Here is a 13,345-nt window from a genome sequence, read left to right on the forward strand (position 1 = left end):
TCACGTGGCGGCGGTTTCGAGCACGCGCGGTTCGCCGTACTCACAGCCCTGGGCATCAGCCAATTCCTGACGGTTCCCGTCGGGTTGGCGGTCGGGTTCGTGCTGGCCAGTGAACCGGAACCCAGTAGGGCGCTCCACCGTGACCCTCGGCCTTTGGCCTGTTCGCCCCACGGGTGGACGAGGCAGACGGGAAAAGTGGGATACAGAGGGGATTATGGCCGTAGTAGCTTCACCTCATGACCTCTGTCGAGATCTCGATGACCCTTGCTCTTGTAGCCGTGGCCATCACGCTGATCGCAAGAGTACGGCGGCCAGGTCGGAACGATCAGGAGCGCAAGCAGGCTCGCACGATAGTAGCCATGATGTTTACCTTCTGGTTCGGCGGGATCCTTGTGGGAAAGATCGTTCTCTGGACGAGCTGATACGAAGCCGTGCCATTAAGGGCGGTCAATCACAGTCACTCAGGACCGGTTCGTTGCCCAGCTCAGCACCCAGCGGGCCGTGATGGCTGCAATTCCCAAGCTGACAGTCTTCAATGCGGCGGGCGTTGCAGCCTGGGATAGTACAGCACTTCTACGAACACGATTCTCTCCTCGACAACATCAAGGATGAGATAACCTTCTGCCGGAGCCAGCATCACATTCCTGTGCCCAGGACCATATGCCCCAGGTGGACGTTCAGCCGTATAGAAGCTCTGGCAGAAGTCATCACCACATCCGCAGTCCTCGTACCACCGGATGTCCCAGGCAGAGATGGCGAGGTACTCCTCCCCATCTTCTCTCAGGCACGCGATCAGCTCCGTCACGAGGCCGGGAAACAACTCTCGTACGAGCGGCTGCTCCTTCTTGCTCACACCGTCGAGTCTCCCAGCCTGGTTACTGGGCCGCCATCAAGATACGGATTATGCACGGATCATCCTCGCCCGGCCAGGAGGACAAGACGCACGAAGGGCCGGGTGAGCAGTCCGAGAAGACCGAAAACATCTTCCACTTTCAATCCGTAAGTTCCGGTTCCGGGCCTCGGGAGTCCAAGTGAATCCGACCTCAAGCTCTGTGAGACGATCCGAGCAGGGAACCACTGCGAACGCTCGTGGAAGCCGGGGAGTCCAGCGTGTTACTCGCCATGATCCTTGTGTACGCAATACCCGTCGTTATCGTGGCGGTATCGCTCTTTGTGATGTCCTGTAGCCCGCGCCGCACGATCCTCAATTTGTTCTTCACTCTCGCTGCCATGATCCTCGTGCTCGTGATCGCCTGGACATCGGGGCGGGATGCATGGGGGTTCTGGCTCTTCTTCGTTCTTCCAGCCGCGCTCCTCACCGCGATACGGCTGATCGTCGCCATCGTCCTGGCTTCCTCGGACGCCGCAGATGACTTGCCTCAGAGTTGCAATTCGGGTTGAAATACAGAGCCGTCCGAGGACGTTCAGGACGGATCGCGCACACCCTTCCACCTGCATTCAACTGCCTGGGACCATGATCGGCCGGGCCTTTAATCCGCAGGTTCCTGCGTCAGCTCGCTCCCCGGCGTGCAGGGTGACGGCCTCCGGTGCTGTCCAGCATCCCCGGCGTCGTGCCCGATCGCCTACTGGTTGGCTTGCCAAGCTGTACCCATGCGGGGAGGCGCGGTGCAATGCCGAAGACCGTCCCAGCGAGGGTATCGCCATGCCCGTCGCGTGCCCGGCCGGGCGGGAAGCGACGGGGTGCAGCGGGGTCATAGTGAAGGCGATCAGTGCGCTGAACTGCGCGCGCGTTGCGGGCCGGAGATCAATGCTGCTCGATCGCTGTCATGGCCTTGAGGTCCGCCGGACTGAACCGGGAGCGTGTTTCCCGGTGTGCCAGGGATCATGGGGATGCGGGCCCTGAAGCCAGGTAGTCCGCCATCAGCCACCCGACCTCCTCGGGACAATCGGTCGTCAGCGCGTGGCCGCAGCCGTCGAGTTCGCGCACCTGCACGGCGGGCATCCGGCGAGCGTACTCCTGGGCCTGCCGCACCGGGTTGACGGTGTCCTGGCGGCCCCAGATCACCAAGGTGGGAGTGGTGGTGGACGGCATGGCGGCCAGGGTTTCACGCCAGTCCAGGCCGCGTTCGAGCAGGACCTGGCTCTCCAGGTTGTCGGGGAAGGTGCCGGGTGCCCAGAACGCGTCGACGTCCTGCTCGAGGATCCTGCTTCGGTTGACGTGGATGCGGTCGAGCGCGGCGCGGGAGCTGGACCTGTCGGCGTAGTACCAGTTGTTCCACAACTCCCCGATGACCGGGTACTTCATGAGTTCATATACCCAGGTATCGCGGGTGGCGGCGCCGGAGGGGGACAGCAGGAGCAGGCTGCTGACGCGTTCGGGGTGGCGCTGGGCGTAGGCCAGCGCCCAGCCTCCGCTCCACGAGAGCCCTCCGAGCGCGGGACGCTCGATGCCCGCCGCGTTCAGGAACACGCCGATCGCCGTGGTCATCCCCCTCAGGTCCCAGGTGAAGTCGCGGTCCTTCAGCCGGGTGAATCCCTGGCCGGGGAGGTCCACGACGTAGACCGTGTGGTCGCGGGCGAGCTCCGGCACCTGACGGCGCCAGCCGTACGTCCATGAAGCCCCGGGCGACAGCAGCACGACGGGGGTGCCGGAGCCCTCCTTGACGTAGTGGAAGCGAGCGAGTGGGGTGTCGAGGAACCGCGCGTTCGCCGGCGGCCGGTAGTCGGCCACCGCTGGGCGATAGCCGTACGCGCCATAAAGAACGGCGCCGACGGCCAGGGTGAGGATCAGGCTCAGGACCGCGAGCGTGCGAGGTCTCATGGGTGCTCTCCGTTCTGTGGGATTCCATCAGAAGGAGGCGAACGAGCCTCACGAGGTTCCTCACGACTGCCAGGCTTTGCGGAAGCTCCGGCGGGCGCGGTGCAGGCGCGATTTGACCGTCCCCTCCGGTACGTGCAGGAGCCGTGCGGCCTCATCCTCCGGCAACCCCTCCAGGTCACGCAGGACCAGCACCGCCCGGTGTTCGGGTGACAGGCGCTCGAGCACGTCGCGGATGTCCACCGCGCTCTCGACGTCCTGCCTCGACGGGAGTTCGGCGAGCTCCACCGCGTGGTGCCGCCGTTTCGCGATCCTGACTGCTTCCCGTACGGCTATCGCCCGGGCCCAGCCGTGGAGCGCCTGCGGATCGCGCAGGCTCCCCAGGTTCCGGAAGATCGCGATCAGCGACTCCTGGACGGCGTCGGGCCCGTTGTCGAGCGCGATGGGCCCGCAGATCCGGCCGAGGTAGGGCGTCAGCTCGCTCAGCAGGTCGTTCATGGCCATCGTGTCGCCGCCCTGCGCGGCGCGCACCAGGTCGGCGCTCATCGACGCACGACCCTCGCCTCGAGCCTGGCCAGCGCCTTCTCTCCCGCGACCCGCACGCCCAGGGGCACCAGCGCCGCCCGGCCGGGAACGCGGATTCCTCCCGTCTGGGCGACCAGGGTTCCTCCCGGTACGGCTGCCGCCGCGACGCCGATGATCAGGAACCTGCTCTGCATCCAGCACCAGCCGGGCCGCAGCTCGACGTCGAACCTCGCACGCATGCCGTACCTGCTTCGCGCCTTGGCCACCAGGCGCTCGCTCCCGTGCCCGGACACGATGGTCACGCGGCGCATGTCCGGCTCGAAGGTGCCGAACTCCTCTTCCAGGGCACTCACCACGGACCAGACGTCCTCGAACGGGGCGGGGATGAGGCGTTCCGCCATGTACGCCCCGGGGATGGCGGAGGCGAGCACCCGCAGCCTCCGTACCGGGTCCAGATCAGCAACAGGCCAAGTCATATCCATCCAGAGGCGTCGACCGTGGAGAAGGTTCCATGGAACCACCGGCGATTTCCGCGCCTCCTGCCGGGCATGAGAATCTCACTCCCAGCGGCCTTCGTCGCCGCCGTCCTGCTGCTCGACGCGTTCCTTCACCTTTCCTGGCTGGTACGGCCGGCGGCGGACCCGCGAACGCTCTCCCTGGCGTTGCTCAACTTCGACACGCCCTTCACGGCGCGCATCCTCGTTCCCCTGATCGTCGTGCTCACCGTCGCCGCCCTCGCGGTGCTCGCCGTCTCCCGCGGGCGGGGCGGTCGGCTCGCCAGGGCGGTCGCTCTCGCTCTGGGCGGCGGGCTGCTCGCGCGTGCGGAGCTCGGCCTCGCCTGGGCCTTCGGGCTGGGCACGGACACCAGCACCCCGTTCTACTGGCTCAACCTGCTGCTCTACACCCCGTTGTGCGTGGCGCTGGCGTTCGCGACCGGTGCCGTGCTGATGCGGGCCTTCTCCCCGGGGGTTTGAGCCGGGACAGTGTTGCCGGTATGCCGGGAGATCGTTGGCTGGCGGTGCACTTCGTAGCCGGCGTGAGGGACCGTGAAGAGGAATGGGGGGTTCGCCGAACTAGGGGTGTTCCGAGGTAATCGCCTGAAAGGCCGGCATGCATGACAGCTCCCCCCCAAGATTCGGCGCCTCCCAGCGAGGGCACCGACGCGCAGGTGATAGAGGCGTCGTGGCGTCACCCTGATCGCTTCGGCGCCGTCTTCGATCGCTATTTCGCATCCATCCACCGCTATGTTCACCTGCGCCTGGGTGAGGCGGCCGCGGATGACCTCGCGGCGGAAACCTTTCTGCGCGCCTTCCGTAGCCGGGACCGTTTTGACCTCACCTGCCCCAGCGCCCGGCCCTGGCTGTACGGCATCGCCTCCAACCTGGTCGCCGAGCACCGTCGCGGTGAGGCGCGCAGGTATCGGGCGCTGGCCAGGAGCGCCGATGCCACGGAGATCGCCAGTCACGACGAGCGCGTGGTGCAGCGGGTCTCCGCTGCGGTCATGCAACCGCGGCTGGCCGCCGGTCTCGCCCGGCTCTCGTCCGGGGACAGGGACGTCCTGCTGCTGGTCGCCTGCGCGCAACTCAGCTACGAGGAGGTGGCCGAGGCTCTCGGCATACCTCAGGGAACGGTGGGATCACGTCTCAACCGCGCCCGCAAGAAGCTCCGCAAGATCATCGGTCCCGCCGGGGAGGCACTGTGATGAACGAACTCGAAGCGATCAAGGCCCACCACGACAGCCTGCCCGGACCCGCGCCCGAGGTGACCGCGCGCGCATGGGTGCTGGTGGCCGAAGAGATCGAGGCCGAGCGGACCGGGAGCGGCCACCGTCAGCCGGCGCGGCCACGTCGGCGGTCTCTTCGCGGTTTCCCGGCCGGCTGGTGGGCGATGAGGGCCGGCGTGGCCGTGGGGCTCGCGGCGGCGGTGACCGCGGGACTGGTCGTGGTGCGTGGCGGTCACGACTCCGCTCCATTCGGGACCCCTCCGGCCAGCGCCGCCGAGTTGCTCCGTCATGCGGCCTCGGTCGCGGCGCGGGAGGACGTACGGCCCGGGCCGGGGCAGTTCGTCTACGTCGACCAGAAGAACGTCACGTTCGCCAGCGGTTCCGAGGGAGAGTACACCCAGGACGTGCGCCGAGAGGTATGGATGCCCGCCGGGGATCCCGGCAAGGCCCTGACGCGCTCGACGTACGGGCAGACACACGCCACCAGCGGGCGCCCTGAGCACGTGCAATCCCCCGGAACGGTGGAGTATGAGCGCGCGGGGCAGTGCCCCAGGCGCTCCCTGAGCCTGCCGTTCCAGGCCGCCGATCTTCCCGCCGATCCTGATCAGGTTCTGGCGAAGATCCGCCAGGGCGCGGAGACGTTCGTCCAGTCGGACCAGCGCAGACGAGGGGAGAAGGACCTGGGCGAGGACGAGATCAACATGCGGGTCGAGAAGGTCGTCGCGAGCTCGTTGCTCGGGCTGGCACAGGACCCGCTCACCTCCTCCCAGACCAGGGCCACGGTCTTCGGCGCGCTGTCGAAGCTGCCGACCGTGACCGTCGTCCCGGACCTCACCGACCCCGCCGGACGACACGGGGTGGGCGCCTCGCTCAAGTTCGAGAGCCCCGGCGGCTGGGAACGTGGGGAGCTCATCTTCGAGCCGGACACCTACCGGTTCCTCGGCTACCGGACCTGGATCGGACGGCAGGAGGGCGGACAGGTCAGGGAGACTCCGGGCGCCAGTACGGCGGTGATGACGGTGAAGGTCGTCGACTCCATGCCGGAGGTCCCGAAGGATGCCGGCAAGCCGATGTTCTGCTGACGGTGTTTTGGGGCAGAAGGTAATGAAGTACAGCACAATTGACGCATGGGACACCCTCGGCAACCCGGTCCGCGGGAATACCCCGGTGTTGTTTCTGCTCTGGTCGTGATCCTGGCAGTGCTTCTGCCGGGCGGCTTCACGTTCAGCGTGTACAGGTACCTCAGCGCCCCCGACCCGAGCACCGCCGCGGCCTCGCCGACCACGGAGCCCACACCCGCGCCCAAGGAGCCGGGCCCCAGCGAGAACGAGCGCCGCCCGGACTCTCCGATCGACGCCGACGCGTACGGCGACTGGAACTTCCGTCTGGGCGGCGTCACGTTCAAGGCCGAGAAGGTGGGCGGCTGGACGTACGACTCCTGCGCGCCGGTGGACAGGAACGGCGTGCTGGCCAGGAACAAGTGCGAGCGCGTCGTTCAACTGGCCTACAAGGCCTACCGTGGGCATCTCACGGCGGTCCAGGTCATCATGTCCTTCCCCACCGTGAAGGCGGCCAAGGCCACGGCCGTCCACCTGGCGGGCTCCTCCCGGGCGGTGAAGTGGCACCGGGACAAGATGCTCGACAGGTACGTCTACGCCAAGCAGCGGGTGGCCGTGACCAAGAGGTACGTCCTCCTCACGATCGTCACCGCCGACAGGACGGCCCAGGCGAAGGCCACGCGGTTCCACCACTACCTGCACACGGATCGTTCGAACAGCTTCCTCTTCCGCGACTCGACCGCTTCAGACTGAGCGGTCACGCCGCTCTCGTCTGACTCGTCCGTAAGCTGAGGGTGTGTCCCCCGCTCTGGTCCTGCTCGACGGCGTCCGCTGGCACGGTGTGCGCGTGGTCGGCGATCGTGCGCAGACCCTGCTGTCCGTGCTCGCCCTGCACGGGCGTGCAGGGGTCAGTGACGAGCACCTGGTCGAGGAGCTGTGGCCCGATGAGGCGCCGGCCAATCCGACGAAGGCGCTGCAGGTGGTCGTCTCGCGGACCAGGGCGGCGACCGGTGCTGATGTCGTGGTCCGGATCCCGCGTGGTTACCGGCTCGGGCTGGCCGCCGATCAGGTGGACGCGCTGCTGGTCGGCGCGCTGGTGACGGAGGCGCGGGCCGCACTGGGTGAGGACGACGTGGCGCTCGCGCGTCGCCGCGCCGAAGAGGCCATGGGTCTCGTGGCCGGCGGCTCGGACGGTGCCACGGGCGCGCTCGCCGAGCTGAGGGGCATGGCGGCGAAGTGGGTGGCCGAGGCCCGGCGGGTGGCGGCGATCGCGCGGGGCCGGAGCGGCGCGCACGAGGCCGCGCTGCCGCTGCTGGAGGAGGCCGCGGCCGACGGGCCGCACGACGAGGAGCTGCTGGCCTGCCTGCTGCGGAGCGAGGCCGCCGTACGAGGTGCCGCCGCCGCTCTGGAGCGCTACGAACGGTATCGCGCGGGCCTGGTGGCGCGGCTCGGCACCGAACCGGGGCCTGAGCTCGCCCGCGTGTACGCCGAACTCCTCGTCGCGGACCGGCCGGTGCGTGCGGGCATCCTGTTCGACGGCTCCTCGTTGCTCGGCCGCGATGACGACATCCGCGCGGTGCACGCCCTGTTGCGGAGCAACCGGGTGGTCTCCGTCATCGGCCCTGGCGGGCTGGGCAAGACGCGGCTGGCGCATGTCGTCGGCAGAGACGTCGCGCAGCCCGTCGCTCACTTCGTCGAGCTCGTCGGCGTGTCCTCGCCCGAAGGCGTGGTGGGGGAGGTGGGCTCGGCACTCGGGGTTCGGGATTCGGTCAGCGGGCGTCGTGTGCTGACCGCCGAGCAGCGCTCGGACGTTCGCGCCCGGATCGCCCAGCATCTCGATCAGGCTCCGGCGCTGCTGATCCTGGACAACTGCGAGCACGTGATCGAGGCCGTCGCCGACCTGGTGGCGTTCCTGACCGTGACGACCCGCGACCTGCGGGTGCTCACGACCTCGCGCGCCCCCTTGTCGATCCCCGCCGAACGTGTCTACCCGCTCGGCGAGCTGCCCACGGGCGACGCGGTGGAGTTGTTCCGCCAGCGCGCCACGGCCGCTCGCCCGGGTGTGCGGATCGACGAGGGAGTGGTCGAGGAGATCGTCGCCCGCCTTGACGGGCTGCCGCTCGCGATCGAGCTGGCGGCGGCCAAGGTACGGGCGATGTCGGTGGAGGAGATCGCCCGGCGCCTGGCGGACCGGTTCGCCCTGCTGCGCGGCGGGAACCGGACGGCCCCCGATCGGCACCAGACGCTGCTCGCGGTCATCGAGTGGTCGTGGAATCTGCTGGACGAGCCGGAACGGCTGGCGTTGCGGTGGATGTCGCTGTTCGGCGACGGTTTCACGCTGACCGCGGCCGAGGACGTACTGGGCTCGGACGCCCTGTACGTGGTGAACGCGCTGACCGAGCAGTCGATGCTGAGCGTCCGCGAGACGTCGTACGGCCTGCGCTACCGGATGCTGGAGACCGTCAGGGAGTTCGGGCGGATGCGGCTGAAGGAGGCCGGCGAAGAGGCGTCCGCTCGGGCGGCGCAGCGGGCCTGGGCGACGGCGTACACCCTCGAACACGGCTCCAAGCTGTTCGGCCCGGGGCAGTTCGCGGCGGCCGACGCGTTGCACGCGGAAGAGAGCAACCTCGCCGATCTGCTCCGGCAGGCTCTCGGCGAGCCCGATCCCGTCACGATGGTCCAGCTGCTGGCCGGCGTCGGCGCGCTGTGGTCGATCCGCGGCGACCACTCCCGGATTCTCGTTCACCGCGACGCGATCGCCCAGGTGGTCAGCGGCTGGCTGCCGCCGCCGCAGCTCGTCGAGGTGGCCAGGGGCGCCATGCTGATCACGCTCATGAACAGCCTGAACTTCACCGACCGCGGCAGCGGTCCGATGCGCGACCTCCTCCGTAGGCTGCCCACCGGTGACGCGACGGATCACCGGATGGCGGCGATGGCCACGGTGCTGCTCGCGTGCGACGCGGACGACGGCGCCGACGTGCGCCGTCGGCTGGAGGAGCTGTCCCGGAGCACCGACCGCAACGTGGTCTGGGCGGCGACGCAGATGACCGCCCAGGTCCTGGAGAACACGGGAGACGTCACCGGGGCGATCGAGGCCGCCGAGCGCACCCTGACGATGGTCCGCGAGGACGAGGGGCCGTGGTTCGCCGCGATCATGCACGCCATGCTGGCCCACTTGGTCATGCAGCACGGCGACCGACGGCGGGCGGTCGGACACGCGCGTACCGCCATCCCGGTGCTGAGCCGGATCGGCGCCGCCGACGACGAGGTTCAGCTCCGCGCGCTGCTGCTGATCTCCGCTCTCGCCGACGGCGACCTCGACGCCGCGGAGGCCGAACTCGCCGGGATCATCCGGATCAACGACAGCGAGACCGTGCTCGGCGGGGTGGCGATGGCCTCGTTGTGCGCGGCCGAGCTCGCCCTCGCCCGCGGCAGGACGGCCGCCGCGCTCGCGGAATACCGCCTGGCCGTCCAGCGGGCGCACAACCTGCGGCTGCCCGGGGTGCTGCGCGCGGAGGTCACGCCGTGGACGATCATGGCGGAGTCGGTCACTCTGACGGCGTACGCGTACCACGCGCCGCCGGAAGACTCCCGGTACGGCGAGGAACTGTTCTCCACCGTCCGGGGCTACGACCTGCTGGCCACGGACAGCCCGATCCTCGACTTTCCGCTGTGCGGCTCGATGCTCTTCGCGCTCGGCGCGTGGGGGGTGCTGCGCGGAGCCATGGCCCCGCGCGACGCGATCGGGTTGCTGGTGCTGGCCGAACGGTTCGCGTACAACACCAGCATGCCCAGCATGGCTTTCGAGCGGATCGAACCGTACGCGGAGCGGGCCGCGCCCGGGATGATCGCCGCCCTGCGGGCCGAGTACGGCGATCGGCGCGGCTCCGACCTGCTCGACGAGGCGCGCAGTCTCGTCGAGCGGGTCTCCGGCCGTGACGGGCACACGTCACATGTGCCGCTTGTAGCTGCGTACCGACAGCGGCGCGAAGATCGCGATGACGATCAGGCACGCCAGCAGCGTCCAGGCCACCTCTCCGCTGACGAGGCCGCTGTTGGCGAGGTCGCGGGTGGCCGTGACCAGGTGTGAGACCGGGTTGAAGCGGACGAACGCGGCCAGCCAGCCGGGCAGGGTCTCGACGGGGACGAACGCGTTCGACAGGAACGTCAGCGGGAACAGGATCATCATGGAGATGCCCTGCACCGCCTGGGCGCTGCGGGCTATGGTGCCGACCCAGGTGAAAACCCACGCCAGCGACCAGCCCGTGAAGATCGCCAGCAGGATCGCGGCGAGCACGCCGCCCGCTCCACCACCCGGGCGGTAGCCCATCACCAGGCCCATGCCGAAGGTCAGCGTGGCCGCGATCGTGTAGCGCACCAGGTCGGCCACCATAGGGCCGGCGAGCGGCGCGATCCGGGCGATCGGCAACGACTTGAACCGGTCGAAGACGCCCTTCTCCATGTCCTCGCGCAGTTGCGTGCCCGTGGCCATGCACGTCGTCAGCACGGTCTGGGCGAGGATGCCGGGGATCATCAGGGGGAGGTAGCTCTCCACATTGCCGGCGATGGCGCCGCCGAAGATGAAGGCGAACATCGCGGTGAACAGGATGGGCTGCAGCGTCACGTCGAAGAACTGCTCCGGGTTGCGGCGCATCTTCTTGAGCGCCCGCCAGGCCATCGTCAGGGTCTGACCGATCGTCTCCCCCATGGAGACGCGCCGCCGGGCGGCCTCCACACGGTCGGCGGCCCGTACGGCCTCGCGGGCGGGTGCGATCACGGTGCTCATCGGTTCTCCTTCGTGCCGGCCCCATCGGACCCATTCGTCTCGTGACCGGTGAGGGCGAGGAACACCTCGTCCAGGCTGGGCTTGGCCACGCTCACCGAGGAGATCGACACCCCGGCGGTGCGCAGCGCGATCAGTACGTCCGCGGCCAGGTCGGCCTGGTCGAGGGCGACGTTGAGGCGGCCCTGCTCCGGGCTGAGTACCGGGTCGTCGCCGAGGACGCGCCGTACGACCTCCACAGCGGTGGGTACCTCGCCCGGGTCGGCGAGCAGCAGCTGGAGTGTGGAGTTGCCGACCTCGGTCTTCAGCTCGTCGGGCGTGCCCTCGGCGACTTTGCGGCCGTGGTCGATGACGGCGACACGATCGGCGAGCTGATCGGCCTCGTCCAGATATTGCGTGGTCAGCAGCACCGTGCAGCCGTCGGCGACCAGACCGCGGATGGTGTCCCACATCTGGCCGCGGGTGCGCGGATCGAGACCGGTGGTCGGCTCGTCGAGGAAGATCAGCGGTGGCCTGGTGATCAGGCTGGCCGCCAGGTCGAGGCGCCGGCGCATGCCTCCGGAGAAGTGCGAGATCGCCTTGTCGGCGGCCTCTTCCAGGCCGAACTGGCCCAGCAGTTCGGTGGCGATGCGCCGGGCGCGCGGCGCGGCGATGCCCTGCAGGCGGCCGAAGAGCCAGAGGTTCTCGCGGGCCGTCAGGTTCTCGTCGACCGACGCGTATTGTCCGGTGACGCCGACCAACTGGCGGATCATGTGCGGGTTGCCGGCCACGTCGACCCCGAAGATCTCGGCGCGGCCCGCGTCGATCGTCAGCAGGGTGGCCAGCATCCGTATCGTGGTGGTCTTGCCGGCGCCGTTCGGGCCGAGGACTCCGAAGATCTCACCGGGGCGTACCTCCAGGTCGATCCCGTCGACGGCGCGGTGCTCGCCGAACGTCTTCACCAGCCCTTGCGCGCGTACGGCCAGATCGGCGCCCCCGCCGAGGACGGGGCGGCCCTCGGTACGTCCGAGTTCTGTGATGCTCATGGCTTCACTTTCGGCGGTGCCGGTTTCACGGTGCCCTCGACCGGGTTTCACCGGTCGCCGCGAGCGAACCGGACCCTGCCGATCGGGGACGTTCACTCCTGATCCTTGCCGTTGTCACGTGTGGTGTAAGTGAGGCGCAAGTGACGATCAAGGGTTGATCCATATGTTCCTCTCGTCAGGAAAAATGCTTTCGCCTATAACCCAAGACGCACCTGGAGAATCGACGTGAAGAGCATCAAGAGAATCGCCCTTGTCTGCGCCGTCTCTGCCTCCCTCGTCGCAATCATGGGCGGTGCCGCCAACGCCTCGACGGCCGAGGACGCCGGCTCGACGTACGTGGCCTACGAGGGGCCGGGCTTCACCGGCCAGACTCAGGTCATCGACAAGTGCGGCGTGACCAACCTCCGCTACCGCGGGTCGTACAAGTGGTACGGCTCCGGCCAGGCCGGCCGGATGCACAACCAGATCAACACCAGAGGGCCGGTGCACTTCACGCTGCCCGCCATGGGCAACGCGAAGCAGGGGACGGGCGTCGGTTGGAAGAGCATCTTCGTGGAGTGCTGACGCCCGCCCGCCCGGTGTCGTTCAGCTGGCCAGCTTGTCGGTCACGGTCTTGGGATTCGGCGCCTTGACCGACACCTTGCTTCCCCAGCCGGTGTAGCGGGTGTCGACGATGAAGGTGCTGCCCTCGTAATCGGAGTAGTCGTCCGGGACGCCCTTGGCCGTGAACGAACTCCACAGCTTACTGACCAGGCCGGCCGAGGTCAGCGTCAGCGTGTATTCGACCTGCGTACCGCCGGGCCAGGAGCTGACCTCCGAGCGGGAGAACCATGGCGAGACCTTGTCCAGCTCCTTGAAGGTGATCTTTCCGGTGACCTTGTTCCCGGCCGTCGTGCCCTTCTTGAGCAGCGCGGACAGCGTCGCCGACTCGGTGGGATTGAGGATCTGCCCGTACAGGTACGGCATCCCGCCGCCGCCCTTGTACTTGAACCAGGCCTTGCCCTTGGGCAGCGTCTCCGCGAGGGCCCCGGAGAGGTATGTGGTCTTGTCGAGGTAGATGACGCGATCCTTCTCCTCGTCCCAAGCGGTGCTCGCGATGTCGTAGGCGGCCAGCCCCTTCGCGTCGAACTGCAAGACGCCCTTGTTGATGTACGCCTGCTCCGTGTCGGTGCCGTCGGACCAGTCGGCCTTCTCGGTGAAACGCACGCCGTGCCCGGCGACCAGCTTGGCCTTCAGCGCACGTACGGGATCTTGGGGAGCCGCCTGAGCAGGCGCCGCAGCCACCAGGAAGGCTCCGCACACCAACGCAACAGTGATCATCTTCTTCATGGCAGGCGATCATGCCGCAGCCGGATCACATCCGGAGCACGAGCCCTATATTCGATCTGCATCGCAGAGGCGCCGGGGTTGTGTCACCCCCGGGCCAACAGCGCCCGGCTCGTCATTCCGGGT

The 13,345-nt window shown here is 68.3% G+C and carries 14 protein-coding genes and 1 pseudogene; 8 read left to right on the top strand and 7 right to left on the bottom strand.

The window, feature by feature from the left end:
* The first annotated feature begins 236 nt into the window (after window positions 1-236).
* Window positions 237-422: a hypothetical protein gene (locus ABZX61_RS63140; RefSeq protein ID WP_355212250.1), complete on the top strand. Its 186-nt coding sequence runs from the start codon at window positions 237-239 to the stop codon at window positions 420-422.
* 110 nt (window positions 423-532) lie between these two features.
* Here the strand turns inward: ABZX61_RS63140 and ABZX61_RS63145 are convergent, their stop codons facing one another.
* The gene (locus ABZX61_RS63145; protein WP_355212253.1) at window positions 533-853 is read right to left on the bottom strand and encodes a hypothetical protein; all 321 of its coding nucleotides are present in this window, start codon (window positions 851-853) and stop codon (window positions 533-535) included.
* A 257-nt stretch (window positions 854-1,110) separates the two neighbouring features.
* Between ABZX61_RS63145 and ABZX61_RS63150 the strand changes: the two genes are divergently transcribed.
* Window positions 1,111-1,401 (top strand): hypothetical protein, encoded by a 291-nt coding sequence (locus ABZX61_RS63150; protein WP_355212256.1) that lies wholly within the window; start codon window positions 1,111-1,113, stop codon window positions 1,399-1,401.
* Between the two features lie 442 nt (window positions 1,402-1,843).
* Here ABZX61_RS63150 and ABZX61_RS63155 read toward each other — a convergent pair whose 3' ends face one another.
* Genes ABZX61_RS63155 through ABZX61_RS63165 form a run of 3 tightly spaced genes read right to left on the bottom strand, consistent with a single transcriptional unit; the run spans window position 1,844 to window position 3,780 of the window.
* On the bottom strand, window positions 1,844-2,782 hold the full coding sequence (locus ABZX61_RS63155; protein ID WP_355212259.1) for an alpha/beta hydrolase: 939 nt from the start codon (window positions 2,780-2,782) through the stop codon (window positions 1,844-1,846).
* A 60-nt stretch (window positions 2,783-2,842) separates the two neighbouring features.
* Window positions 2,843-3,325, bottom strand: a complete 483-nt coding sequence (locus ABZX61_RS63160) for an RNA polymerase sigma factor (protein ID WP_355212262.1) — start codon at window positions 3,323-3,325, stop codon at window positions 2,843-2,845.
* The gene (locus tag ABZX61_RS63165) at window positions 3,322-3,780 is read right to left on the bottom strand and encodes a hypothetical protein (protein ID WP_355212265.1); all 459 of its coding nucleotides are present in this window, start codon (window positions 3,778-3,780) and stop codon (window positions 3,322-3,324) included. Before ABZX61_RS63165 ends, ABZX61_RS63160 begins: the two co-directional genes overlap by 4 nt.
* Before the next feature lie 72 nt (window positions 3,781-3,852).
* On the opposite strand from ABZX61_RS63165, the gene ABZX61_RS63170 reads away from it, so the two are divergent.
* The 5 genes and pseudogenes from ABZX61_RS63170 to ABZX61_RS63190 form a co-directional block, all read left to right on the top strand.
* Window positions 3,853-4,278, top strand: a complete 426-nt coding sequence (locus tag ABZX61_RS63170; RefSeq protein ID WP_355212268.1) for a hypothetical protein — start codon at window positions 3,853-3,855, stop codon at window positions 4,276-4,278.
* Between the two features lie 140 nt (window positions 4,279-4,418).
* Complete coding sequence (locus ABZX61_RS63175; protein WP_355212271.1) at window positions 4,419-5,006, top strand: RNA polymerase sigma factor; 588 nt, start codon at window positions 4,419-4,421, stop codon at window positions 5,004-5,006.
* Entirely contained in the window at window positions 5,006-6,109 is a 1,104-nt protein-coding gene (locus tag ABZX61_RS63180; protein WP_355212274.1) for a CU044_5270 family protein, read from the top strand. Before ABZX61_RS63175 ends, ABZX61_RS63180 begins: the two co-directional genes overlap by 1 nt.
* Before the next feature lie 105 nt (window positions 6,110-6,214).
* Complete coding sequence (locus ABZX61_RS63185) at window positions 6,215-6,838, top strand: hypothetical protein (protein ID WP_355212277.1); 624 nt, start codon at window positions 6,215-6,217, stop codon at window positions 6,836-6,838.
* A gap of 316 nt (window positions 6,839-7,154) precedes the next feature.
* Window positions 7,155-8,348, top strand: a pseudogene (locus ABZX61_RS63190) (BTAD domain-containing putative transcriptional regulator); the annotation flags it as partial.
* A 1,686-nt stretch (window positions 8,349-10,034) separates the two neighbouring features.
* On the opposite strand, the gene ABZX61_RS63195 reads toward ABZX61_RS63190, so the two are convergent.
* Both ABZX61_RS63195 and ABZX61_RS63200 read right to left on the bottom strand, forming a co-directional pair.
* Window positions 10,035-10,871 carry an ABC transporter permease gene (locus tag ABZX61_RS63195; RefSeq protein ID WP_355212280.1) on the bottom strand — a complete coding sequence of 279 codons (837 nt, stop codon included), beginning with the start codon at window positions 10,869-10,871 and terminating at the stop codon, window positions 10,035-10,037.
* The gene (locus tag ABZX61_RS63200; protein WP_355212283.1) at window positions 10,868-11,893 is read right to left on the bottom strand and encodes an ATP-binding cassette domain-containing protein; all 1,026 of its coding nucleotides are present in this window, start codon (window positions 11,891-11,893) and stop codon (window positions 10,868-10,870) included. The genes ABZX61_RS63195 and ABZX61_RS63200 overlap by 4 nt, the downstream gene beginning before the upstream one ends.
* Window positions 11,894-12,178: 285 nt before the next feature.
* Here ABZX61_RS63200 and ABZX61_RS63205 point away from each other — a divergent pair, with 285 nt between their 5' ends.
* On the top strand, window positions 12,179-12,457 hold the full coding sequence (locus ABZX61_RS63205) for a MiAMP1 family antimicrobial peptide (protein ID WP_355212286.1): 279 nt from the start codon (window positions 12,179-12,181) through the stop codon (window positions 12,455-12,457).
* Between the two features lie 21 nt (window positions 12,458-12,478).
* Here ABZX61_RS63205 and ABZX61_RS63210 read toward each other — a convergent pair whose 3' ends face one another.
* Entirely contained in the window at window positions 12,479-13,222 is a 744-nt protein-coding gene (locus tag ABZX61_RS63210) for a hypothetical protein (protein ID WP_355212289.1), read from the bottom strand.
* Window positions 13,223-13,345 lie beyond the last annotated feature (123 nt).

It is taken from the genome of Nonomuraea sp. NPDC003709, assembly GCF_040610775.1.
Lineage (GTDB): Bacteria > Actinomycetota > Actinomycetes > Streptosporangiales > Streptosporangiaceae > Nonomuraea > Nonomuraea angiospora_A.

Coding starts and splice junctions, on each gene's coding strand:
- ABZX61_RS63180 (WP_355212274.1), top strand. CDS start 5,006: ATGAACGAACTCGAAGCGATCAAGGCCCACCACGACAGCCTGCCCGGA.
- ABZX61_RS63155 (WP_355212259.1), bottom strand. CDS start 2,782: ATGAGACCTCGCACGCTCGCGGTCCTGAGCCTGATCCTCACCCTGGCC.
- ABZX61_RS63210 (WP_355212289.1), bottom strand. CDS start 13,222: ATGAAGAAGATGATCACTGTTGCGTTGGTGTGCGGAGCCTTCCTGGTG.
- ABZX61_RS63195 (WP_355212280.1), bottom strand. CDS start 10,871: ATGAGCACCGTGATCGCACCCGCCCGCGAGGCCGTACGGGCCGCCGAC.
- ABZX61_RS63205 (WP_355212286.1), top strand. CDS start 12,179: ATGGGCGGTGCCGCCAACGCCTCGACGGCCGAGGACGCCGGCTCGACG.
- ABZX61_RS63200 (WP_355212283.1), bottom strand. CDS start 11,893: ATGAGCATCACAGAACTCGGACGTACCGAGGGCCGCCCCGTCCTCGGC.
- ABZX61_RS63170 (WP_355212268.1), top strand. CDS start 3,853: ATGAGAATCTCACTCCCAGCGGCCTTCGTCGCCGCCGTCCTGCTGCTC.
- ABZX61_RS63175 (WP_355212271.1), top strand. CDS start 4,419: ATGACAGCTCCCCCCCAAGATTCGGCGCCTCCCAGCGAGGGCACCGAC.
- ABZX61_RS63160 (WP_355212262.1), bottom strand. CDS start 3,325: ATGAGCGCCGACCTGGTGCGCGCCGCGCAGGGCGGCGACACGATGGCC.
- ABZX61_RS63165 (WP_355212265.1), bottom strand. CDS start 3,780: ATGACTTGGCCTGTTGCTGATCTGGACCCGGTACGGAGGCTGCGGGTG.
- ABZX61_RS63140 (WP_355212250.1), top strand. CDS start 237: ATGACCTCTGTCGAGATCTCGATGACCCTTGCTCTTGTAGCCGTGGCC.